Source organism: Sphingopyxis sp. JAI128 (assembly GCF_014207235.1).
Classification (GTDB): domain Bacteria; phylum Pseudomonadota; class Alphaproteobacteria; order Sphingomonadales; family Sphingomonadaceae; genus Sphingopyxis.
On sequence record NZ_JACHDA010000007.1, the window covers coordinates 76,134 to 96,791 of the forward strand.

Below are 20,658 nucleotides of genomic sequence, written 5' to 3' on the forward strand. Positions count from 1 at the left end.
GCGGCGTGCCGGGGGCGTCGATGGCCGCCGGCGGGGAGGAGGGTCACCATGACGAATATCCAAAAGGGTCTGGCCGAGTTCATCGGCACATTCTGGCTTGTCTTCGGCGGCTGCGGGAGCGCGGTCCTCGCCGCGGCTTTTCCCGATGTCGGGATCGGGTTGCTGGGAGTTTCGCTCGCCTTTGGCCTTACCGTGGTCACGATGGCCTATGCGATCGGGCATATTTCGGGCTGCCATCTGAACCCCGCCGTGACGGTTGGCTTGTGGGCCGGGGGGCGTTTCGAGGCGCGCGACATTCCGCTTTATGTTGCCGCACAGGTGCTCGGGGCGGTCGTGGCGGCTTTCCTGCTGTTCTACGTCGCCAGCGGCAATCCCGCATATGATCTGGCGGCCAACGGCCTTGCTGCCAATGGTTTCGATGCCGGCTCGCCCGGCGGCTACGATGTGATTTCGGCCCTCACGATCGAAATCCTGCTCACCGCTTTCTTCCTCTGGATCATCATGGGGTCGACTGACGGGCGCGCGCCGGCAGGTTTCGCTCCGCTCGCGATCGGCCTCGCGCTGACGCTGATCCATCTTATCTCGATCCCGGTGACCAACACCTCGGTCAATCCGGCGCGCAGCACCGGGCCCGCGCTGGTTGTCGGCGGGCTCGCGTTCAAGCAATTGTGGCTGTTCTGGGTTGCGCCAATCGTCGGCGGCCTTATCGGCGGCGTGCTTTACAAGACGCTCGGCGCCGACAGTTTCCCGAAACCGAATATCGAAGGCGAATGATCTTCGGCCCGGCGGGGGCTGCAGCCTCCGCCGGCCCTATTTGAGCAGGTCGACTGCAAAGGCGCGGATGTCGTCAGCCATATCGGGGCGCCCGAGCGCGACGGCGAGATTAGCCTGAATATAGCCGGCCTTCGATCCGCAGTCATAGCGGGCGCCGTCGAAGGTCACGGCGTGGAAGGGCTGCGCGCCGATCATCGTCGCCATGGCGTCGGTGAGCTGGATTTCACCCCCCGCGCCCTTTTCCTGCCGTTCAAGGACGCGCATCACTTCGGGCTGCAGGATATAGCGGCCCGAAATGATGAGGTTCGACGGGGCGTTTTCGACCTTGGGTTTCTCGACCAGCCCGGTCACTTCGGTCAGCGCGTCGTCGCGCGCGCCCGGCGCGATAACGCCGTAGCTCGAGACCTGCTCGCGCGGGACTTCGAGAACGGAGATCAGGTTTCCGCCGACGCGATGGTAGGCATCGACCATCTGCTTCATGCAGCCGGGCGATCCGTGCATAAATTCGTCGGGCAGGAAGATTGCAAAGGGTTCGTCGCCGACGATGTCGCGCGCGCACCATATCGCATGACCGAGCCCGAGCGGTTCCTGCTGGCGGACATAGGCGCAGTTGCCGGGCCCGAGCCGCGTCGGTTCGAGCACGCTCAGATCCTTGCCGCGTTCAGACATCGTTTTTTCGAGTTCGAACGCGACGTCGAAATGGTCCTCGATCGCGCTCTTGCCGCGCCCTGTGACGAAGATCATCTGCTCGATCCCCGCCTCGCGCGCTTCATCGACCGCATATTGGATCAGCGGCCGGTCGACAATCGGCAGCATTTCCTTGGGAATCGCCTTGGTCGCAGGCAGGAAGCGCGTGCCGAGGCCGGCGACGGGAAATACGGCTTTGCGGATCGGTTTCATGCGCGGGACTTAGCCGCGAATTTGGCGAAGGAAAAGAGCCGTCGCGCCGCGCTTTGCGGCCTCACTCGGGGGCCACGATCACCACGACGCGGCGGTTGTCCTGGCGCCCCTCGGGCGTCGCGTTGCTCGACAGCGGCAGCGTTTCGCCGCGGCCGATGATCTGGTCAGCGGCGAAGCGCATGCCACTGGCCTGCATAGGTTCGGCAACAGCCTGCGCGCGTGCCTGGGACAAGGTCAGGTTATAGGCCGAGGTTCCGGTCGAATCGGTATGTCCCTCCACCCGGGCCGTCGTGATGCCCACCGAAACCAGCTTGGCTGCGATGTCGCCGATCCGCCGTTGTTGTTCGGAGGGTAGGGCGCTCTCGTTAGAAGGAAAGAGCAGCCGTTCGGGCATGCTCAACGACCAGCCCAGATCGGTTTCGACGAATCCCTGCGACCGGAGCACCGCGATTTGCGCCGGGGTGAATCCGGTGGGCGCCGGTAGGCTCTGGCAGGCCGCGAGCAGGGATGCGAAGGCGGCGAGGAGAAAATAGCGGATCTTTTTGGGGAAGGGGGCAGTCACGGTGGTCTCTCCACTTTTGCACTCAAGTCATCGGGAACGGCGGGTCATCTTGTCGGCATACATGGCGGCGTCGGCCGCGGTCAGCAGGGCGATTGCGTCGTCGCCATTGTCAGGAAAGATCGCAACACCCACGCTGACTGCCGGGCGATAGGTTTCATCGCCGGGCAACAGGATCGGTTCGGCGACACTCGTGCGGATGCGGGCGGCCAGCCCGTCCGGGCGTGTTTCATCGTCCAGTTCGACGATGACGATGAATTCGTCGCCCCCGATACGCGCGGCGAAATCGTCCTTGCGCAGGGTTTCCTTGATCCGGGCCGACAGCGCGATCAGCACGGCGTCGCCGGCGGCATGGCCGAAATTGTCGTTTGCCGCCTTGAAATTGTCCGCATCGATAAACAGCAAGGCAAAGCGGACGCCGCGGGTTTCCGCGGCCTGGATACGCTGTCCCAGTTGTTCGTCGAATGCGGCGCGATTGGGCATTTGGGTCAGCGTATCGTGCGAGGCACGATGCGCGAGCATCGCGCGCTCGCTTTCCATATGACCCTGCCAGCCCTGCAATTCGTCGAGCAGCGCGTTGATGTCGCCGCCCAGCCGGTCGAGTTCGGCTATGCCGAGCGGCTGGACGCGCTTGTCGAAGCGGCGGTGCAGGCGGACGTCATGCGCGACGGTTGCGATCTCGTTGAGCGGCTTCACCAGCTCATATTCGAAGCGCCGCGCAAGGAATATCGTGCCCAAAGCGGTGATCAGCAGGCAGCCGAGCCCCGCAAGCAGGCCGATACGGACATAGTCGATCAGCGTCGAACTGTCGCCCCATACCTCGATCGTCCCGATGACCGAACCGTTGCGCTGCACCGTCACCGCAAAGGGGCGCGGAAAGAAGATGCGGGTCAGGGTCGGGGCGGGATCGGCGGCGGGCGATGTCCATTGCGTGAGCGGGCGGCCGACATCGTCGAGAACGCGCAATCGCGCGATGCCGGGGATGTGGGTCAGCGGCTCGAGCCCTTCACGGACCGCCACGGGATCGTTGAAGACCAGGGCGGGTTCGACGCCATAGGCGCCGAGCTGAGCCGCCAATTCCATGTTCCGGTCGGCATAGCCGCGCAGCGCGGTGATCCCGGCAAGCAGGATGGTAAGCCCCGAAAGCGCGACCGCAAACAGGGTAATGCCGAAGTGAAAACGGGACAGCAGTTTCTGAAGCGTCGTGCGCGCGCCGATACGTTCGACAGGACGGTTGGCGAGGGGGCCGGTCATGACTCGCCCCCACCGATCCGCAGCACGCGCGGATCGATCCGCATGGGGCCGCGCCCGATCGCGTCAAGATTGACCGAAAAGCTGAGACTTGCGGGCCTGTTCTGCAGGCAGAACATCGCGCCATAGATACAGGCAGCATCGTCGTCGGTAATCGTCAGAACCGGACGGCCGCGGACCCACGCGATCAATTGGCGGCGATCGGCGACCGGCATCCGGCCGAGGAACAATATGTCGCAATCGGTTCGCAGCATTGCCGCGTCGGCCGACAGGCGGCGCACGACCACCGATGCCGTACCGGGGGCATCGGGAGCCATGCGTTCGGTCAGTCGCGGTGAGCCGACAAGGCACATCAGCCGGCCGGTCGCCGCCGATCCATCGGGCCAGCGGGCATAGCTGACGATTCCGCCGACCATGCGGTTGACGGCACGGGTCATCCCGTCAACGTTGTCCTCGACAATCGTCTGGCTTGCGGCCTGAACCGACATCTGGGGCGTTGTGATCAACGCACCGATCAGAAACAGCGAAGCCAGCACGCGGCAGCGACCCCCAAACTGCGTTTCAGGGGCATCCTGCCCCAACGAAGCGGCGTCCGCTAGCTAAAACGATTGGAAAGTCAATGAAAAGTGACGTCATGCGGCCATATTGCCACAGTCGCTCGACGGCAGTTTTTCCTATCCGGCGCGTAACCGGTCGCCGAAACCCTTGCGCAATTTGGCGAGCTTGGGCGGGATGACTGCCATGCAATAGGGATTGCGCTGACCTTCGCCTTCCCAATAGGCTTGGTGATAATCCTCTGCCGGATACCAGTCCGATGCGTTTTCTATCGTCGTGACGATCGGAGCGGGCCAATCGGCCGCTGCGCGGTCGATGCCGGCGCGCGCCGCGTCGGCCTGCGCGGCATCGAGCGGGAACAGCGCACTGCGATATTGCGTTCCGACATCGTTGCCCTGACGGTTGAGCGTCGTCGGATCGTGCGTCGCGAAATGGACGTCGAGCAGGTCGTCATAGGAAATGACCGCGGGATCGAAGGTGATGCGGATCGCTTCGGCGTGGCCGGTGTCGCCGCCGCACACCTGTTTATAGGTCGGGTTGGCGACATGGCCGCCGATGTAACCGCTTTCGATCGCTTCGACCCCCGCGAGCGACTGGAACACGGCTTCGGTGCACCAGAAGCAGCCTCCGGCGAAAATGGCGGTCTCTCGGGTCATGGGTCGATCCTTGTTCCGGGTGAATATTCCCAGATAGGATACGCCGAGCATCATTCCAAGGGCGGCAGCGCGTCGATCAGCGGCGGGCGCGCCGCCGGCCGGACGGTGCGCGATGCACGCATCGCCGCGATCTCGGATTCGATCGCGGCGATCCGTTTACTGCGCGGGGGGTGCGTCGCCGCGCGGAGGAGCGGGCGCTTGTGCCGGTTCCAGAACCGGATCGCGGCTTCGGGATCGTAGCCGGCGTCGGCCATCAGCCATACCGCCAATCGGTCGGCCTCGAGTTCGGTCGTGCGAACCCGAGCGGCGGAACGGTCCCCGGCCAAAAAGTCGCGGTGACGAAGAATATTATGCGCAAGTTCGTGCGCGACGACCGCTGCCAGTTCGTCGTCGTCGACGATCGACCGGGCGAGCTTGAGGGTCATGCGGACCAATATCCCGTTCGCCGTGGCTTGTGCGCCGTCAAGTTCGACGCGGAAGGCGCTCGCGCAGCCCGACACCGGCGCAATGGCGTAAACGCGTCCGGTGGTGTCGGAAACCGTCCACTGCGCGGCCGGGTCGAGCGTGTAGAGCTTAGCGATCGCCGTATCGATCCGGATCGTCGAACCGGCATCGGCCGTCGCAATCGGGTCGCCGTTTATCGCGGCAATCCGCGTGCCCCGGGTCAGTCCGGCGCGATCCGCGGGCGAGCCGGGGGCGATGGCGGCTATATATGGAGCGTCGCCGTCGCCATATGTCTTGCTCGCCGCGGCGCGGTCGCCGGGCTCGAATTGGCGGAGGTCGCCGAGTATCCATCCGGGTTGCGGCGCCACTTGGGGACACCAGCGCTCGCTCGCCGTGGTCAATCGATAGCCGACGGTCGCAAGGCGCGTCTCCTGCTCGGCGAGCCCGGAATAATAATCGGCACCGCTGGCGCCCGCCGCGGGAGACGTGACAAGCAGCAGAATGGCGGACAGGGATCGAAAGGGTCGCGGCATCGCGGCGACTTATCAATGTCCGGCTTTCGAGGCCATGAATTTCCCCGAACCGGTGGTTTCCCGCCCTTGCCTATCGTCCCCCAAGCGCCGATAGGGCGGGGCAATGATGCACGATCCTGCTCCGCCTGTCCCGTCCCGCCAAAATGCCCGTCCCGCCGCGCTCGCCCGCTGGCTCTGGGCGGTCGCGCTCCTCGTGATCGTCGTGGTAGGGGTTGGCGGGATCACGCGCCTGACTGAATCCGGGCTTTCGATCACCGAATGGCGCCCCGTTTCGGGCGTGATCCCGCCGACCACCGAGGCCGGCTGGGTCGCGGAGTTCGAGAAATACAAACAGATCCCGGAATATAAGGAAATCAACGCCGGTATGACGCTGGCCGGGTTCAAGGCGATTTTCTTCTGGGAATGGCTGCACCGCATCCTCGGCCGACTGGTCGGCATGGCGCTGGTCGTGCCGTTGATCTGGTATGCCTGGCGGCGCGCCATCCCGGCAGGCTATGGACTGCGCCTGTTTGCGCTTGCCGCGCTTGTCGGGCTGCAAGGGGCGATTGGCTGGTGGATGGTCGCATCGGGGCTCGAATATCGGACCGACGTCAGCCATTTCCGCCTTGCAACGCACCTGCTGACCGCGCTGTTCCTGCTTGCGGGCCTCGTCTGGACCGCCCGCGATCTCGGCGCGCTGGCGCGCAGTTCTGCATCGCGGCCGGCGCGTCTGACCGGCCCGGCCACGGGCGTCGTCGCCATCCTGTTCGTCCAGTTGCTGCTGGGGGCATGGGTCGCGGGGCTGAACGCAGGCTATGTTGCCAGCAGTTGGCCGCTGATGAACGACCATTTCGTTCCCGAGGGGATCGACTGGACCGGAGGCGCGTGGCTCGCGCTGACCAACGATCCCTTTCTCCTTCACTTCCTGCATCGTTGGTGGTCGTGGATCGCGGCGCTGGCGTTGCTGTTGCTCGCGCGGACCTTGGCGCGGCGTGGCGCACGCGGTGAAGCGCGGCTGTTGGTCATGATCGTCACGGCGCAGATGCTGCTCGGTATCTGGACCGTCGTGTCCGGGGTTTCGATGTGGATCGCGGTGATGCACCAGGTCACGGGCGCGATCCTCGTCGCGATTACGGCGGCAGCGCTGCATCGATTGGGCCGCGCGGCGACATGACCCCAGCGGGCGCCTTGTTCGGCGCGCTGTTGCTGCTTGCGGCCGAACCCTTGCCGTCGGGCGATGCCGCTCCGACGGCGATGACCCATTTTCGTTTCGCCCCGCCGGTCGATCGGCCGATGACCTATCGCGTGACGACGCGCCGGATCGATCGCGACGGGGCGCTGATCAATTTTGCGCTCGTCTATGCCTTGCAATGGGAGCGGTTGGGACGCGGTTTCAGGCTTCAGGCCGTGTTGCAGCGGATCGATTCCGATGCCCGGCCGGAGGTCACGCGCGCGCTGACCTTGATGCTGGAACCGCTGGTCGGCCAGGAGATATCCTACCTCGTGGCGCCCGGCGGGAGCCGCGTCGATCTGGTCGATCCCGATGGTTTGTGGGAACGGGTGACCGCGCGGATCGAGGCGGCCGGGGCCGCGGGCGGGCGGAGCGAAGCGCGACAACTCGCGCAAATCGTCGCCGCGCTTCCCGAAGCCGAGCGCGACCGGCTGGCAACCGCCGACATTCGCGCGCTGATCGCCCCCGCCAACGAGGCAATTCCCACCGCGGCGGAGGGCGCCGGCGCGAGCGTTTCGATGCGGCACGATGGTTCACGCCAGACCTTTGCGAAGGTCGAACGCGAACCGGCAGCCGCCGGCGCCGCCGGGTCGCTGGAAATCGATAATTTGTGGACCGTCGATGCTGCCACCGGCCTGGTTGTCAGCGAGCATCGGCAAAGCTGGATCGTCGAACCGGATGGCAACGGGCGAAGGCTTGTCGAGGAGCGTGTGCGGGCCCTCGAACCCGCGCCCTGACTTTAAGGGTATCATGATACCCGTCAGCAAAGCCGCGCAATGCTTGACTTTCGATGCCGATTTCGTCATTGGCCCGCTCCGAAGCGCCGCTGCGTCCGTCCGGACAGGCGGCGCGGTTTGTTTGGGGCGCCCGGTGCGGTTATCGGGATGGCTCCGGTCCATATCTGTCAAGGAGCGTGCCATGAAGGCGCTGACCAAGACGACCGTTTCGGCGAATGCCGCCACGGTCGAAAAGAAATGGGTGCTGATCGACGCCGAAGGCCTTGTCGTGGGCCGGGTTGCATCGATCATCGCCAACATCCTGCGCGGCAAGCACAAGCCGTCGTTCACCCCGCACGTCGATTGCGGTGACAATGTCATCGTCATCAACGCCGAAAAGGTGGCGTTCACTGGCAACAAGCTGCAGGACAAGCGTTATTACAAGCACACCGGCTATGCCGGCGGCATCAAGGAAACGAGCCCGGCGAAAATCCTCGAAGGCCGTTTCCCCGAGCGCGTGCTGGAAAAGGCCGTCGAACGCATGATCCCGCGCGGTCCGCTCGGCCGTCAGCAGATGCGCAACCTGCGCATCTTTGCAGGCAGCGAACATCCGCATGAAGGGCAGAACCCCGAAGTGATCGACGTCGCGTCGATGAACCGCAAGAACAAGGTGGGTGCATAATGGCTGACGAACAGACCATGACCGATCTCAAGGATCTCGCCGGCGCCGTCGAAGGCACCGTCGCCGCGCCGGTTTCGACCACGCCGCTGCGCGAAAAGATCGTCGACAAGCAGGGCCGCGCCTATGCGACCGGTCGCCGCAAGGACGCCGTCGCCCGCGTGTGGCTCAAGCCCGGCACGGGCAAGATCACCATCAACGGCCGCGACCAGGAAGTCTATCTCGCGCGTCCGACGCTGCGTCTCGTCATCAACCAGCCCTTCGGTCTGACCGAACGCGTTGGCCAGTATGACGTGATCGCGACCGTCAAGGGCGGCGGCCTCTCGGGCCAGGCGGGCGCCGTGCTGCACGGCATCGCGCAGGCGCTGACCCGCTTCGAGCCGGCGCTTCGCGGCCCGGTGAAAGCGGCAGGCTTCCTGACCCGCGACAGCCGCGCGGTCGAGCGTAAGAAGTACGGCAAGGCGAAGGCCCGCCGTAGCTTCCAGTTCTCGAAGCGCTGATACACTTTTTCCGTCGACGGACGGAGAAGGAAGGGCGGTCCGGCGACGGGCCGCCCTTTTTCGTGGTTTTGGGGTGACAGGCAGCCCGTGGCGCTGTCCAAAGGTCAGGAAAGGTCAGCCTTGTGCGCCCCACGATTGGCCGCCGCGGGGATGCGGGACGCGCCCGGCCCATCACCGCGCCAACCGGCGGGCAACGCTTTTATCTACCGTCTGAAAGAGCCGGGATGAAGGCTGGCATAGCGGGATATTGTAGGAAAGGCCTTTTTTGCAGGCGTCGGACTGGGCGTGTGAGCTGCCACATCAATACTCGGCGTCCCCCGCGAAAGCGGCACTCAGGGGCGTGTCGGCCCACCCCACGCTGGGTTCCCGCTTTCACGGGCATGACAAAAGTCATAAAGATCGGGACCGCGACCAGGGGCAGAACCCGGACGGTCGCAATCGGCCATTCCAGAGGGTCCTGACACTAGAGCAGTTCCAGACTCTCCAGCGTCAGCGCCTGCCGCGCCGGGCGTTCGGCCATCACCGCGAACATCTCATCGCCTCTTGTCGTGCGCTCGACGCTCATCGAGGCGAAGACCGCCATGAAATAGCCGCTGAGTGCGCCGACCCGATAGTCGGTCCACAGGCCGGCAGCGTCGGGGGCGATGCCGCGCCGTTCGAGCGCCGCGATCCAATGGTCGAACGCCGGCCGGTCCGCCGCGGCGCGTTCGAACGGGTCGGCAATGCTCGTCCCGACGAGATAGGCGAGGTCGGTCGCGCCGCTGCCGCGCCCGAGTGTCTGCCAGTCGACGAGCCAGCAGCTCTCGCCATCGGGCGCAAACAGGATATTGTCGATCCGGAGGTCGCCATGGACGATCGTCCGCGCCGAACCCTGCCGCGCGAGATAGGAGTCGAGCCGTTCGGCGATCCCCGCGCCGAGGTCGAGCACCTCGGGTTCGAGTCGCTCCGCATAGCGTTCGCGAAAGCCGGCGTAGAGCTGTGGAAACAGCGCGCGGATCACGTCGCCATTGTCGCGCGCAAGCCAGGGCAGGTCATCGAGCCGCGGATCGTTCCATAGCAGCGCGTGCAGCCCCGCCGCGGCCTCGATGCACGGAGCGAGTCCCGTAAGCCCCAGCCCCGCCAGCTGGTCGCCCTGCCGCGCGGGCGCGAGATCGGAGAGGATGACGATGAAATCGACGTCGTCCTCGGCAATTTCGGCATGGTAACAAGCGGGGGCGGCGACCCCGCTTCCGGCGGCGAGCTCGCGATACCAGTTCACTTCCTTGACATAGGTGCCCGTAAGCTTTGCGATATGGCGGCTCGCCTCGTCGTGGCTCGGGCATTTGGCGACGACTGTGGCGGGCGCATTCACATCGCGCGTCCAGTCGAGCGTCAGACGAAAGCTGTCGCACATCTGCCCGGTGCCGACCTTGGCGGCAGTGAAACCGCGCAGCGCTTCGGCATCCTGCCCCAGCGCCTTGGCCAGCCAGGCGGGCGACATCGCCTCGGGCGCGGTCGGGAAGCTCAAGGGGCGGGGTCCATCGGCCCGGTCAGGCCGGTCGGCACATGCGGACCGACGAACAATTGTTCGAGCACGCCGATACCGCGATGCGCGGTGCCGCCGTCGACGAATTCGGCGGTCACCAGCGCCTGGATATGGATCGCCAGCGGTGTGCCCCAGCCGCGCTCGGCCTCGGCAAGCGTGTCATGTGCCACAGCGAGGTCGGGGCCATGGTCGAGGCCATGGCCCCAGACCGGATGCGTATAGCCGAGGCCGCTCATCGCGAAGACCGGCCCGCTCGGGGTGAGCGTCAGCGTGCATCCGTGCCCCAGATCGGCGGTCATGCGCGCGATGCGGCGCGTACCCGGCACCCATTGGATTGCGAAATCGGCGTCGGCGAAATGCTGCTGGGTCCCGTTCTTGCTGTTCTCGCTGTCGCGGGCGACTACGCCGCGGCGGTTCCACGGATTGCCCGCGCCGTCGTCGTTGCTGTGAAAGAAGAGCGAGCGGTCCTTGAAATTGCACGGCGTCCACAGCCAGAAGAACTGGTTGAAATTGCCCTCCGGCGGCGGCTGCGGTTCGCTGGCCCCGACGGGGCGCACGCCCCAGCTGCGGTCGCGCGTCCCGCTCCACCCGTCGCCAAGCTCGACGCGCTCGCCATCCACCGACAGCCACCCCGACCAGCTGCCATTCTGGGTCATGCGCGTATAATCCATAAACAGGCGCGTGCCGTTGCGGCGGGTGAAGCGCGGCTCCTCGATCGGGAAATGGCGGCCCATGAAGCGGAGTTTGCCCTCGACCGGACCGTCGTTCGGCGAGATATGGAGGGTCAGCACCTGGAGCGGGATGTCGATGTCGAGGGTGATCGGGCCGACAGACAGGTTGAGCCGCTCGCCGCCCGAGCGGCGGCTGGCGCGCAGATTATATTGGATGCCGTTCAGGATGACGCAGAAGCTCGCATCGGCGATGCCGAGCTGGGGATAGAACCCCATCGCCGCGGCGAAAAACACCGATCCGTCGGGGCTGTAGCCGTTGAAGAAATAGCGGTCGTAAAAGTTGCGGTCGGTCCCGGCGAACGCAATCGGTTCGCTGGTCTGGTGCAACGGAAAATCGTCGCCTCTGGTCAGCATATGTCCTCATCCCGTTTTTTCTTGCAACGTAACGGGATGCCCAAATGCGTCAATGGGGCGCGGCGTCAATGCACCGGCGGATCGACCGGCGGCACCGCGGCAACCGGGGCGACCGGCTCGCCCGGCGCGCGTGGGGGCTGCGCATCGGCCGGTATATCGGTGATCTGCATGGCGGGCGTCGGGACGTGATCGAGGTTGCGCACGCGCACATCAATGCCCGCGCCATCGACGATGAGGTCGTTGAAGCTAGGCGGGGTCGAGCGGATGCGCTGCGACAGCGTTCCCGCGCCGATCATGCGAACGGGGCCGGCCGCTGTGTCCTTCCGCAGATCGAAAGCATCGTGAACATGCCCCGTCAGTACGGCAGCGACCCCGCGCCTAGCCAGTTCGGCGAGCGCGCGCTCACCACCGCGGGTCAGCGCGCGCCCTTTCGTGCCCGCTTCGACGAGAGGATGGTGCGCGGTGACCAATATCGTCGTACCCGGCGGCTGCGTGTCGATCGCGCCAAGCGTTTTTTCCAAGGCTCGCGCTGTGACCCACCCCTTTGACCAGTCGAGCCGCCACTGCGCGCGGGCCGTGGTCTTGAGCGGGACAACCGCGACGTCCGCAAGGTCGAGCTCGCGCTCGACCAGCCGCTCGATCCCGCGAATGCGGCGATAGGGGAAGAAAAAGCGCTCGAACGGATTGAAATAGGGCAGGTCGTGATTCCCGACCTCGACGGTCACCGGCACGTCGAGCGCGCCGATCCAGTCGCATGCTGCGGCAAATTCGCGGCTGCGCGCGCGCATGGTGAGGTCGCCGGTAATCAACACCGCATCGGGGCGTTCGCGGCGCACGCAATCTTCGAACCAGGCGAGCGCGGCGCGGTCTTCGAGCCCGAAATGGAGGTCGCTGATATGGAAAAGCCGTGTCATGCCGTCGCGATGAAATCCACGGCACTGGTTCCGAGGTCGAATCGCGCGGGCGAGGCCGTTTCGCCCAGTTCGCCGTCATATTCGAGGCTGATCGGCGCGGTGCTTTCGAGGATGATCGTTTCTCCGGACGCGATTGCCTCGCTCGGCCCATCGCGAAAGTCGCCGCCGAGCCAGGCAAGGCCGTGGCGCAGCACATCCGCTGTCCCCTCGGTCAATATCCCGTCGGCGCGGATGCCGGAGGCCGTGGGGGTGAGGATGATCGCGGGGTAGGCTGCGTCATGGCCGGAAACCGCGACGCCCGGTGCGTTCGCCATCGCGTCGAGCGCTTCGGGCGCTGCGCGGCTCGCTTCGATCAACCCGTCCTGTCGCATCGTTTCGCGTACCTCGGCCCAGCGCGTCGCCGGACCCGCAACGATCGTGATATAGGCCTCGGCCGCGTCGGACCGGATCGTCGGAATGGCGGTGCGGCGACAATCGCCCTGCATTGCGTCGGACAGAATGGCCGGGGCAGGCCGGTCACCGTGCAATTTCTTCGACAGGAGATTGAGCGTGCCGCCCGGCAGCGGCAGGATCGCTCCGTCCCAACCTGCGATCTTCGTGGCGGCGGCGTTGATTGTCCCGTCTCCCGTCCACACGATCAGCAGGTCGATCCCCTGCCGCGTCAATTCCGCAGCGTCCGGTATCGCGTCGTCGGGGAGCGCGAAGACCGCAACAAGGGGCGCGCCGTGGCTGCGGCAGGTTTCGGCGAGCTCGGCAAGGACCGCGTCGTCGTGACTGCCGCTCTGGCTGTTGCAGACGAGGGCCGGGCGGGAGAAAGGACTGGTCATCACCCCGTCTTACGCGCGAACGCCAAAAAGGTCGCGGCCCTTGGGCGCAGCCGTCTTGTTCGGCGCAGCACTGCCCTGTAGGGCGCAGGGGATGGCGGGGTCGGTTTCCAAAGGACGGCGTTTGATCAAATTCCTCTTCATTGTGGTGCTGCTTGTGCTGCTGTTCGGGGGTGGCGCCAGGATGATCGTCGCGGGCGGCGCCAAATCGCTCAACATGGCCGACAAATTGCTTGGGCAGGGCGATGGCGCCCGGCTGCTGCTCGCCGACCAGCCCTATGGCCGGGGTCCGCGCCAGTCGCTCGACATCTGGGTTCCCGACAGCCTCAACGAGGGCGATCGCCTTCCGGTGGTCGTCTTCTTCTATGGCGGCGGCTGGGACAGCGGCGAACGGGGCAGCTACGGGTTCGTCGGGCGGGCGCTGGCACGGCAGGGCTTTGTCGTCGTGATCCCCGACTACCGGCTGGTGCCCAAGGCGCATTGGCCCGATTTCATCGAGGATAGTGCCGCGGCGACCGCGTGGACGCACGAGCATATCGCAAAGCTCGGCGGCGATCCCGGCCGGATCGCGCTGATGGGCCATTCGGCGGGCGCCTATAATGCCGCGATGCTCGCGCTCGACCCGCAATGGCTGCGGGCTGCGAAGAGCGACCCGTCGATCATTCGCGGCGTGGTCGGGCTAGCGGGACCCTATGATTTCCTGCCGCTCGAAAAAGGCGGCCGGGGCGACCGGGCGATGGGCAAGGTCAGGCCCGCCGAACGGACGCAGCCGATCCACTTCGCGCGCGGCGACGCGCCGCCGCTGTGGCTTGCGACCGGCGACGAGGACGAGGTGGTGCGCCCGCGCAACAGCCGGAATCTGGCCGCGGCGATCGAGCGTGCGGGCGGCTCGGCGGCGCTGCGCATCTATCCGGGCATGGGGCACACCGGCATCGTCATGGCGCTGGCCGCGCCCTTCCGGAATCGCGGGCCGGTGCTTGAAGAGGCGACCGATTTCCTGCGCGGCGTCACGGCGCGGCGCGTCGCGTCCGCGACCAAGGCCGCACAATGAACGGGCCGATTCCGGCGATCATATTGGCGGGCAGCCGCCCCGGCCCCGATCCGTTGCTGATGGACAGCAGCGTATCGACCAAGGCGCTGCTGTCCATCGCGGGGCGAGCGATGCTCGTTCATGTTGCAGCGGCGCTCCGCGCTTCGCCCGAAGTCGGTGCGATCACGGTCCTTGGGCAAAACAGCGCGGGACTCGCCGCCGAACCGGGGCTGGCGGGCTTTGCCGACCTGCATTTCGTCGATTCGGGACAGGGGATCAGCAGCTCGCTCGCCGCCGCGCTGCCGCCGGGCGACGATCCGCTGCTTGTCACGACGGCCGACAATGTGCTGCTGACGCCGAAGATGGTCGCCGAGTTCCTGCGCGGCGCCGGCGACAGCGACGTCGCGGTGGCGATGGTGGAACGCGATGTTCTGCTCGCTCGCTATCCGCAGTCGAAGCGGACCTGGCTGAAATTCCGGTCCGGCTGGTGGTCGGGCGCGAACATGTTCTACCTGCGTGGGCGCCGCGTGCTGCCCTTGCTCGATTTCTGGGGGCGCATCGAACGCGACCGCAAGAAGGGGCTGAAGATCGTCGCGGCTTTCGGGCCATGGTTGCTCGTGGGTGCGCTGCTTCGCCTTTTCACGATCCAGCAAGGCGTCGCGCGCGCCGGGCTTCGCTTCGGGCTAAAGGCGAAAATCGTGCCGATGTCCGAGCCCGAAGCGTGCATCGACGCCGACAAGCCCGCCGACATCGACCTCATCGAAGCGATATTTGCCGCGCGCCGCGAAGCGGCTATAGGCCAGCCGCTATGAGCATCGACAAAGCCATCATCCTGTCGGCCGGGCAGGGCTCGCGCCTGCTGCCGCTGACCCGCGACATCCCCAAATGCCTGATCGAGCTCAACGGCCGCAGCCTCATCAGCTGGCAGGTCGCGGCGCTCGTCGCGAACGGCATCAAGGATATTGTCGTCGTCACCGGTTTCCGTACCGAACGTGTCGAGGATCATGCGCTGCAACTCTATCGCGATACCGGCGCGCGGATCCGTACCCTGTTCAATCCCTTCTTTCAGGTCGCCGACAATCTGGGCACCTGCTGGATCGCGCGCGAGGAGATGGACCGTAATTTCATCATCCTCAACGGCGACACCATCGTCTCGGACGAGATCGTCGCGAAGCTGATCGAAGGCGCGAGCGAGCCCATCAACGTCACCGTCGACGTCAAGGCCGACTATGACGACGATGATATGAAGGTGAACCGCGACCAGGAAGGCCGCCTGCATCACATCGGCAAGCGGCTGCTGCCCCCCGACACCAATGCCGAATCGATCGGCATGCTGGCCTTCGTCGGTGACGGGCCGTCGATCTTTCGCAATCAGGTGGACCAGATGATGCGCACCCCCGACGGGGTCGAGCGCTGGTATCTGCGCGCGATCGACATCATCGCGAAGGGCAACCGTGTCGGCACCGTGTCGATCGAGGGACTCGAATGGCAGGAAGTCGACTTCCCGCAGGATGTCGAAGCTGCCGATGCGCTCACCGCGAAATGGGCCGCCGAGGGCCGCTACGCGAAATAGGGTTTGAGCCAGCCGGCGAGAGCCGCGACCTGCGCGTCGGCGAGTTTCACCGCCTGGCCCAGATCGGGCTGCCCCGGCCAGCCGGCGTCGGGCACCGTCAGGCCTGCACCCGAGCGTTCGCCCTCATAGCGGGGCAGGACGTGGAAATGAACGTGCGGGTCGACCATCATCAGCATCAGATAGTTGATCTTTGCATAGCCGACCGCTTGGCCCAGCGCGGCCTCTATCGCCGCGGTCGCGGTCTTGAGTTCGGCATGCGCTTCGGCCGGCAGGTCGCCGAACGCGGTCGCGTCCGATTTCGCCGCGAGCACCAGCGCGCCGAGCGTCGGCTGCGCGGGGCGCAGCAGCACCACCCAATGATCATATTCGGCAATCAACGTTGCCGGATGGCCGAATTTCGCGATCGTCTCGTTCATGCGTCTTCCATCCAGCTGATGATCGGGCGGCCCGACCGTTTCACCGCATAAGCCTGCACCAGGCGGACCGCATGGACGAGCAGCGAGATGACGGTCCACCACGCCAGCGCGATCAGCCCGAGATCGGGGCGTCCGGCGAGGGTCGCGAAGAAGAGGATCGCGATATTCGGGTTTCGCCGTGCGGTGATCAGGCGAAACTGGCTGTCGAACTTTTGCCAGACATGGATGTCCATGCCGAAGTCCTTGATGAACAAGCCCTCGATCACGCGCTGGAGGATATAGCCCGCGACGACAGCGAGCATCACCAGCAGGAAGGTCTGGTTCGAGAGCGCCAGCCCCCATGTGCCGAGCCCGACGCCCCAGAAATACCACCAGAAGGGCGGGTGGATCAGGTCGACGCCATGGTCGGCGACATTGCCCCATTTCGACGAGGTGATCGTGCAGCGCGCGAGCTTTCCATCAACCGTGTCGAGCACCATGAAGACGAAGCCCGCGAGCATGCCGGTCCAATAATGGCCGTAAGCAAAGAGGTAGGTAGCATAGACGCACAGGGCGGCGCCGATCGCGGTGACCATGTTCGGGGTCATGCCGATGCCCGCCGCGCCCCGCGTCAGCCACAGCGCGAGTTCGGGCCAGAGATATTTCGTCAGGGCGTCGGTGACGCCCTTATAGGCGCCGAAATAGCTTTTCCGTTCGATCTCGCGCCGCGTTTCCGGGGTCAGCCGCTGCACGAACGGACAGTCGAGCTTGCGTAGCTGGCGGTTATAGATTTGCGGGTCGGCGCGATAGTCGACGATCGTCAACGCGGCGCGATGCCCAGCAATGTCTTCGGGACGCAAGCCGCCGGTCAGATGGGCCATCACGAGCGCATCGCCGTCCATCAGGACCGTATTGGGCAGCGTCACGATATGACGCAGCCAGACCGGGTCGAAGACATAGTCGAGGTTGGCGTAGAGATGTGCGCCCGATGGCGGGGACGCGTCGGGCAAGCCTTCCGCACGGGCCAGCCGGCGCAGGCGTTCGGCGTTGGACATGCCCCAAAGCGGCGTCGGGTTGTCGCCGATCGGTGTCAAGGCGGGCGGGGCGGACGCGTCGATCATTGGCCGCTCTTATCCTTCCCGGCGCCCATTGCAAGGAAGCGCGAAATCGCTTCGGCTCCGCGCCGCGCCGCGCCGGCGGGATCGCCGCCGATCGATTCGGCCAGCCTGTCGCATTGCGCGGCCGAATAGAGCGCGTGCCGCGCGGGCGCCTGATCGAGTGCATCGGGCAATTGGGCCAGGTCGTCCAGGACGTCGCCCAGCGTCCAGAAAAGATAATCGGGATCACCGACCCAGTCGACGCGATGCGCATTGAGGAACAGGCAAGGCCGCGGAGTGCCGAGGAATTCGTAAACCTGGCTGCTGACGTCGCCAAGATAGATATCGGCGCCGCTCGTATAGCTCATGTCGAAAAGCCGGTCGGATTGCAGGTCGACCAAAATCTTGCCGGCTATGGCAAGCCGTTGCACCGCGTCGCGTGCGGCCTCGCCCGCTTCCGCAAACAGGCGGACATGCGGCGCGACCACCAGATTGTAGCGGTCCTGCGCCGCGAACCAAGCGATGATGTCGCGCCCGAACCGATCCCATGACGACAGTCCGCGATGGAAATGCGGTGCATAAAGGACGGTAGGACGACCGTTATCGAACAAGGGTTCGCGTATCTTCTGCAGTCGCGCCATGAGGTCGAGTTTCACATAACCGTTGACCGCATAATGGCCCGGGCGGATCGTCCCCGCTTTGAGCAGGCGCTGTTCGCTCTTTTCGCCGGCGACCAGCACAAAGTCGAAATGGCGGTCGCGCGGGTCGAGCATGATCGCGCGATCGCCGGCACCGTGCGGCGTGAAGATCAGGCGCGTGCGCTGCGAAAGGAAGTGGCGGACCGCGGTCGTTGTTCGTTCGGGAACCACGATTGCGTCGAATTGACGCAGGAAGCCCAGCGCCCCGAACAGGATCGGCAAGCGTGGGTGGCGAATGAGCGCGCGGTCGCGGAGCCAGCGGCTGATCCCCCTTTGCCCCAGCAACGTGACGCGCGGGGCGAAGCCCGGGTAAGCATGGACCACCTGATCGACCATGCGCAGATGGTCCGCGCTTGCGACCGCCACTTCGATCTGATGGCCATCGACCGCCATTTCGGCGGCGATGGGAAGAGCGTGGAATATCTGATGGGGTTCGCCGATGAACAGGAAAAGAATGCGCATTACCGGGCCCCAATCACCGCGTCCGCCGTGGCGTCCTCGAAATCCGCCGTTCGCCAGCCATGCAGCGCCGCGCGCCGAATAAATTTCTCGCCGCGCCCGATCAGCCAGGGTTCGTTTGCGAGCGCGAAGGTCGGGGCGTCGCTGGCGTGATCCGAATAGGCGCGAATATGGGCCGGTCCGCCTTGCGCATTGGCTTCCAGCCATTCGGCGACGCGCCGTGCCTTTTCTTCGCCATAGCAATTGGGCCCATCGAGCTCGGCCAGCCAGTTTCCGGCCGCATCGCGGCGATGCCGCGACGCGACGATTGCGTCGAAGTCGAGCGCGTCGGCGATCGCGGTGGCGTAGAATTCGGGCGCAGCCGTCGCCATGAGCAGGCGATAACCTTCGGCGCGGTCGCGTGCGATGCGCGCAGCGGCGCCGGGGGGCACATCGCGCGGTACGCGCCATGCGGCAAAATGCGCTGCCAGCCTTTCGGCGCGGGCCGGCGAGATGCTGGAGCCGAGCATCAGGCGGATGGCAGCCGGTTTGAACCGGTCGCGTCCGTAGAGGCGGAGCGCATAGCCGATCATCAGGGCTGCCAGCGCGGGCAGCCGCAGCAGGCGCCACGGCATCTCACGCCATGCCGCCCAAAGCAGGAACAGGGTAAAGGTCGGTTTGCGCAGCACCGTGCGGTCGAGATCGTAGATCGCAATGCGTGCTGAAGGTACGGTGTGGGTCATGTGCCGTCGCTTTCCACCAATCGCAATCGGCGGGCGGTTTTGCCCAGCGACGCGCGATCGGCGAATGGCAAGGCGAAACGCATCGCCAGCCAGACCGAAGCGATGGCAATCAGCACGATCAGCGGCAGCGAAAATACATCGGGCAGCCGGTCGACCAGTATCGTCAAAACCCCCGCAGCCAGGGTGATCGCGCCGGCGCGGACGGCGACCGCGGGGAACTGGGCATCGAACGGGTGAAGTTTGTCGGTAACCGCAAGCTGGAGCATCGGAATGCCCGCCATCGTAACGACCCCGATTGCGGTGGCCAAGGTGACGCCGGTCAGCGGGTCGAGATGGCCGACGATCAGCCACCCGGCACCGACTGCAAGCCCGACGCCGAAGATACTGGCGGTCAATTGCTGGCTGAAGGCGGCAACGACTTGCAGCACCGGGGCGGCGATGCCGAGGACGGCCTCTGCGGCGCGGGCGAAAAGCAGGATGACGAGGGCGGCCTGCGCGGCCTGCGCCTGTTCGCCGAACAGCCCCAGCAGCGACGCGCTGCCCGCAGCGAGGACCGCGGCGAGCGGGAGCGTGATCGCCGAGATCAGCCGCGTCGCATAGGCATAGATGTCGGCGACCTGGCGCCGGTCTTCGCGCTCGGCGCTCGCGGCGAGGGGGGCCATGACATAGACAAAGGCAATCCTGACCAGCTGGACGACGCTCGACAGCTTGCGCGCGATGGTGAACAGTCCCGCGGCGGCGGCCCCCGCAGCGCCCGGCAGCAGCAGGTTGAGGACCAGCGCGGGGGCGTCGCCGAACAGCCGTGCGATGATATTCGAAGGCAGGATCGACAGCCCCGCCCAGAAGGTGTTGCGCGCGGTCTCGGTCGCCCGGGGCACGCGCCACAGGTCGGCGAAATTATAATAGCGGGCGAGCAACCGGATGCAGAGGACCGCGGTGATTGCCAGCGAGCAGAGGTGCGCGATGAACAGGCCTTTGAGTCCCAGTCCGCCCACGAAGAACAGGCCGGCGAATATCAGGCGGATCACCTGTTCCCACACGATCCGCAGCCGGATTTCGGCACCGAAGACCATGCGCGCGCGCAGCGCAGAGGTCGCGATTTCGACAAAAGCCCATAGCGGCAGGGCCCAGACAAAGATCTGGATCGCGGGCGTGACGAGCGCGCGATCCTTTTGCGCGACGTTGAGCAGTGGGCCAAGGTCGGCGGCAAACAGCGCGATCAGCGCCGCGACGATCAGGCAGGGGCCGACGCCAAAGATTATCGCGGTGCGCAGCGCGGCCGCCGCTTCGGCATCGCTCGCCGATTGCGGCACTGTACGCTGCATCGCGCTGGTCATGCCGGTGTCGAAGATGTTTTCCAGCAGGTTGATCGTCGCCCACAGTACCGCATAGAGGCCATAGCCCGCGAGGCCGAACATCAGCACGTAAAGCGGCTGTGCGACGATCTCCACAACTGCGCCGAGCCGTGCCAATACGGTCGTGCCGAGCCCGCGCGCGACGCTGCGGCTGGTAACGGCGGGTTGGGCGGCGTCTTCGCTCATCGCTGCGCACCTAGCGGC

The 20,658-nt window shown here is 65.6% G+C and carries 23 protein-coding genes; 8 read left to right on the forward strand and 15 right to left on the reverse strand.

Annotated elements, in window-relative coordinates; translation table 11 throughout:
- The first annotated feature begins 48 nt into the window (after positions 1-48).
- Positions 49-774, forward strand: a complete 726-nt coding sequence (aqpZ, locus tag HDC35_RS16360) for an aquaporin Z (RefSeq protein WP_184648462.1) — start codon at positions 49-51, stop codon at positions 772-774.
- A gap of 36 nt (positions 775-810) precedes the next feature.
- On the opposite strand, the gene galU is transcribed toward aqpZ, so the two are convergent.
- The 6 genes from galU to HDC35_RS16390 all read right to left on the reverse strand — a co-directional run bounded on the left by galU (position 811) and on the right by HDC35_RS16390 (position 5,672).
- Entirely contained in the window at positions 811-1,674 is an 864-nt protein-coding gene (galU, locus tag HDC35_RS16365; RefSeq protein WP_184648463.1) for a UTP--glucose-1-phosphate uridylyltransferase GalU, read from the reverse strand.
- A 61-nt stretch (positions 1,675-1,735) separates the two neighbouring features.
- A complete protein-coding gene (locus tag HDC35_RS16370) occupies positions 1,736-2,236 on the reverse strand; it encodes an OmpA family protein (protein ID WP_184648464.1) in 501 nt (166 codons plus the stop codon).
- A 27-nt stretch (positions 2,237-2,263) separates the two neighbouring features.
- Entirely contained in the window at positions 2,264-3,487 is a 1,224-nt protein-coding gene (locus HDC35_RS16375; RefSeq protein ID WP_184648465.1) for a diguanylate cyclase, read from the reverse strand.
- Positions 3,484-4,020 (reverse strand): YfiR family protein, encoded by a 537-nt coding sequence (locus HDC35_RS16380; RefSeq protein WP_184648466.1) that lies wholly within the window; start codon positions 4,018-4,020, stop codon positions 3,484-3,486. The genes HDC35_RS16375 and HDC35_RS16380 overlap by 4 nt, the downstream gene beginning before the upstream one ends.
- Before the next feature lie 138 nt (positions 4,021-4,158).
- Complete coding sequence (gene msrA / locus HDC35_RS16385) at positions 4,159-4,695, reverse strand: peptide-methionine (S)-S-oxide reductase MsrA (protein ID WP_184648467.1); 537 nt, start codon at positions 4,693-4,695, stop codon at positions 4,159-4,161.
- 50 nt (positions 4,696-4,745) lie between these two features.
- Positions 4,746-5,672 (reverse strand): M48 family metalloprotease, encoded by a 927-nt coding sequence (locus HDC35_RS16390; protein ID WP_184648468.1) that lies wholly within the window; start codon positions 5,670-5,672, stop codon positions 4,746-4,748.
- 103 nt (positions 5,673-5,775) lie between these two features.
- Here HDC35_RS16390 and HDC35_RS16395 point away from each other — a divergent pair, with 103 nt between their 5' ends.
- The 4 genes from HDC35_RS16395 (at position 5,776) to rpsI (ending at position 8,777) form a co-directional block, all read left to right on the forward strand.
- Positions 5,776-6,825 carry a COX15/CtaA family protein gene (locus HDC35_RS16395; RefSeq protein WP_260397795.1) on the forward strand — a complete coding sequence of 350 codons (1,050 nt, stop codon included), beginning with the start codon at positions 5,776-5,778 and terminating at the stop codon, positions 6,823-6,825.
- Positions 6,822-7,619: a hypothetical protein gene (locus HDC35_RS16400; RefSeq protein ID WP_184648469.1), complete on the forward strand. Its 798-nt coding sequence runs from the start codon at positions 6,822-6,824 to the stop codon at positions 7,617-7,619. Before HDC35_RS16395 ends, HDC35_RS16400 begins: the two co-directional genes overlap by 4 nt.
- Positions 7,620-7,800: 181 nt before the next feature.
- Positions 7,801-8,280, forward strand: a complete 480-nt coding sequence (gene rplM / locus HDC35_RS16405; RefSeq protein ID WP_184648470.1) for a 50S ribosomal protein L13 — start codon at positions 7,801-7,803, stop codon at positions 8,278-8,280.
- Positions 8,280-8,777: a 30S ribosomal protein S9 gene (gene rpsI, locus HDC35_RS16410; protein WP_184648471.1), complete on the forward strand. Its 498-nt coding sequence runs from the start codon at positions 8,280-8,282 to the stop codon at positions 8,775-8,777. Before rplM ends, rpsI begins: the two co-directional genes overlap by 1 nt.
- Positions 8,778-9,240: 463 nt before the next feature.
- Here the strand turns inward: rpsI and HDC35_RS16415 are convergent, their stop codons facing one another.
- The 4 genes from HDC35_RS16415 to HDC35_RS16430 all read right to left on the reverse strand — a co-directional run bounded on the left by HDC35_RS16415 (position 9,241) and on the right by HDC35_RS16430 (position 13,128).
- A complete protein-coding gene (locus HDC35_RS16415) occupies positions 9,241-10,284 on the reverse strand; it encodes a phosphotransferase family protein (RefSeq protein WP_184648472.1) in 1,044 nt (347 codons plus the stop codon).
- Positions 10,281-11,387, reverse strand: coding sequence for a hypothetical protein (locus tag HDC35_RS16420; protein ID WP_184648473.1), 1,107 nt, complete (start codon positions 11,385-11,387; stop codon positions 10,281-10,283). Before HDC35_RS16420 ends, HDC35_RS16415 begins: the two co-directional genes overlap by 4 nt.
- Positions 11,388-11,452: 65 nt before the next feature.
- Positions 11,453-12,301 (reverse strand): metallophosphoesterase, encoded by an 849-nt coding sequence (locus tag HDC35_RS16425; protein ID WP_184648474.1) that lies wholly within the window; start codon positions 12,299-12,301, stop codon positions 11,453-11,455.
- Positions 12,298-13,128, reverse strand: a complete 831-nt coding sequence (locus HDC35_RS16430) for a diacylglycerol kinase family protein (RefSeq protein WP_184648475.1) — start codon at positions 13,126-13,128, stop codon at positions 12,298-12,300. Before HDC35_RS16430 ends, HDC35_RS16425 begins: the two co-directional genes overlap by 4 nt.
- A 121-nt stretch (positions 13,129-13,249) precedes the next feature.
- On the opposite strand from HDC35_RS16430, the gene HDC35_RS16435 reads away from it, so the two are divergent.
- From HDC35_RS16435 to HDC35_RS16445, 3 genes are read left to right on the forward strand one after another with little or no spacing between them, the layout of a single operon-like run.
- Complete coding sequence (locus tag HDC35_RS16435) at positions 13,250-14,176, forward strand: alpha/beta hydrolase (protein WP_260397796.1); 927 nt, start codon at positions 13,250-13,252, stop codon at positions 14,174-14,176.
- Positions 14,173-14,967 (forward strand): nucleotidyltransferase family protein, encoded by a 795-nt coding sequence (locus HDC35_RS16440; RefSeq protein ID WP_184648477.1) that lies wholly within the window; start codon positions 14,173-14,175, stop codon positions 14,965-14,967. The genes HDC35_RS16435 and HDC35_RS16440 overlap by 4 nt, the downstream gene beginning before the upstream one ends.
- Positions 14,964-15,728, forward strand: a complete 765-nt coding sequence (locus HDC35_RS16445; protein ID WP_184648478.1) for a sugar phosphate nucleotidyltransferase — start codon at positions 14,964-14,966, stop codon at positions 15,726-15,728. Before HDC35_RS16440 ends, HDC35_RS16445 begins: the two co-directional genes overlap by 4 nt.
- Here the strand turns inward: HDC35_RS16445 and HDC35_RS16450 are convergent.
- Genes HDC35_RS16450 through HDC35_RS16470 form a run of 5 tightly spaced genes read right to left on the reverse strand, consistent with a single transcriptional unit; the run spans position 15,716 to position 20,640 of the window.
- Positions 15,716-16,144, reverse strand: a complete 429-nt coding sequence (locus HDC35_RS16450; RefSeq protein ID WP_184648479.1) for an HIT family protein — start codon at positions 16,142-16,144, stop codon at positions 15,716-15,718. The two genes, HDC35_RS16445 and HDC35_RS16450, sit on opposite strands and share 13 nt — an antisense overlap.
- Positions 16,141-17,244, reverse strand: coding sequence for a CDP-alcohol phosphatidyltransferase family protein (locus tag HDC35_RS16455; RefSeq protein ID WP_184648480.1), 1,104 nt, complete (start codon positions 17,242-17,244; stop codon positions 16,141-16,143). Before HDC35_RS16455 ends, HDC35_RS16450 begins: the two co-directional genes overlap by 4 nt.
- Positions 17,241-18,380: a hypothetical protein gene (locus HDC35_RS16460; RefSeq protein ID WP_184648481.1), complete on the reverse strand. Its 1,140-nt coding sequence runs from the start codon at positions 18,378-18,380 to the stop codon at positions 17,241-17,243. The genes HDC35_RS16455 and HDC35_RS16460 overlap by 4 nt, the downstream gene beginning before the upstream one ends.
- A complete protein-coding gene (locus HDC35_RS16465; RefSeq protein ID WP_184648482.1) occupies positions 18,380-19,099 on the reverse strand; it encodes an HAD-IB family phosphatase in 720 nt (239 codons plus the stop codon). Before HDC35_RS16465 ends, HDC35_RS16460 begins: the two co-directional genes overlap by 1 nt.
- Positions 19,096-20,640, reverse strand: a complete 1,545-nt coding sequence (locus HDC35_RS16470) for a lipopolysaccharide biosynthesis protein (RefSeq protein ID WP_184648483.1) — start codon at positions 20,638-20,640, stop codon at positions 19,096-19,098. Before HDC35_RS16470 ends, HDC35_RS16465 begins: the two co-directional genes overlap by 4 nt.
- Between the last annotated feature and the right edge of the window lie 18 nt (positions 20,641-20,658).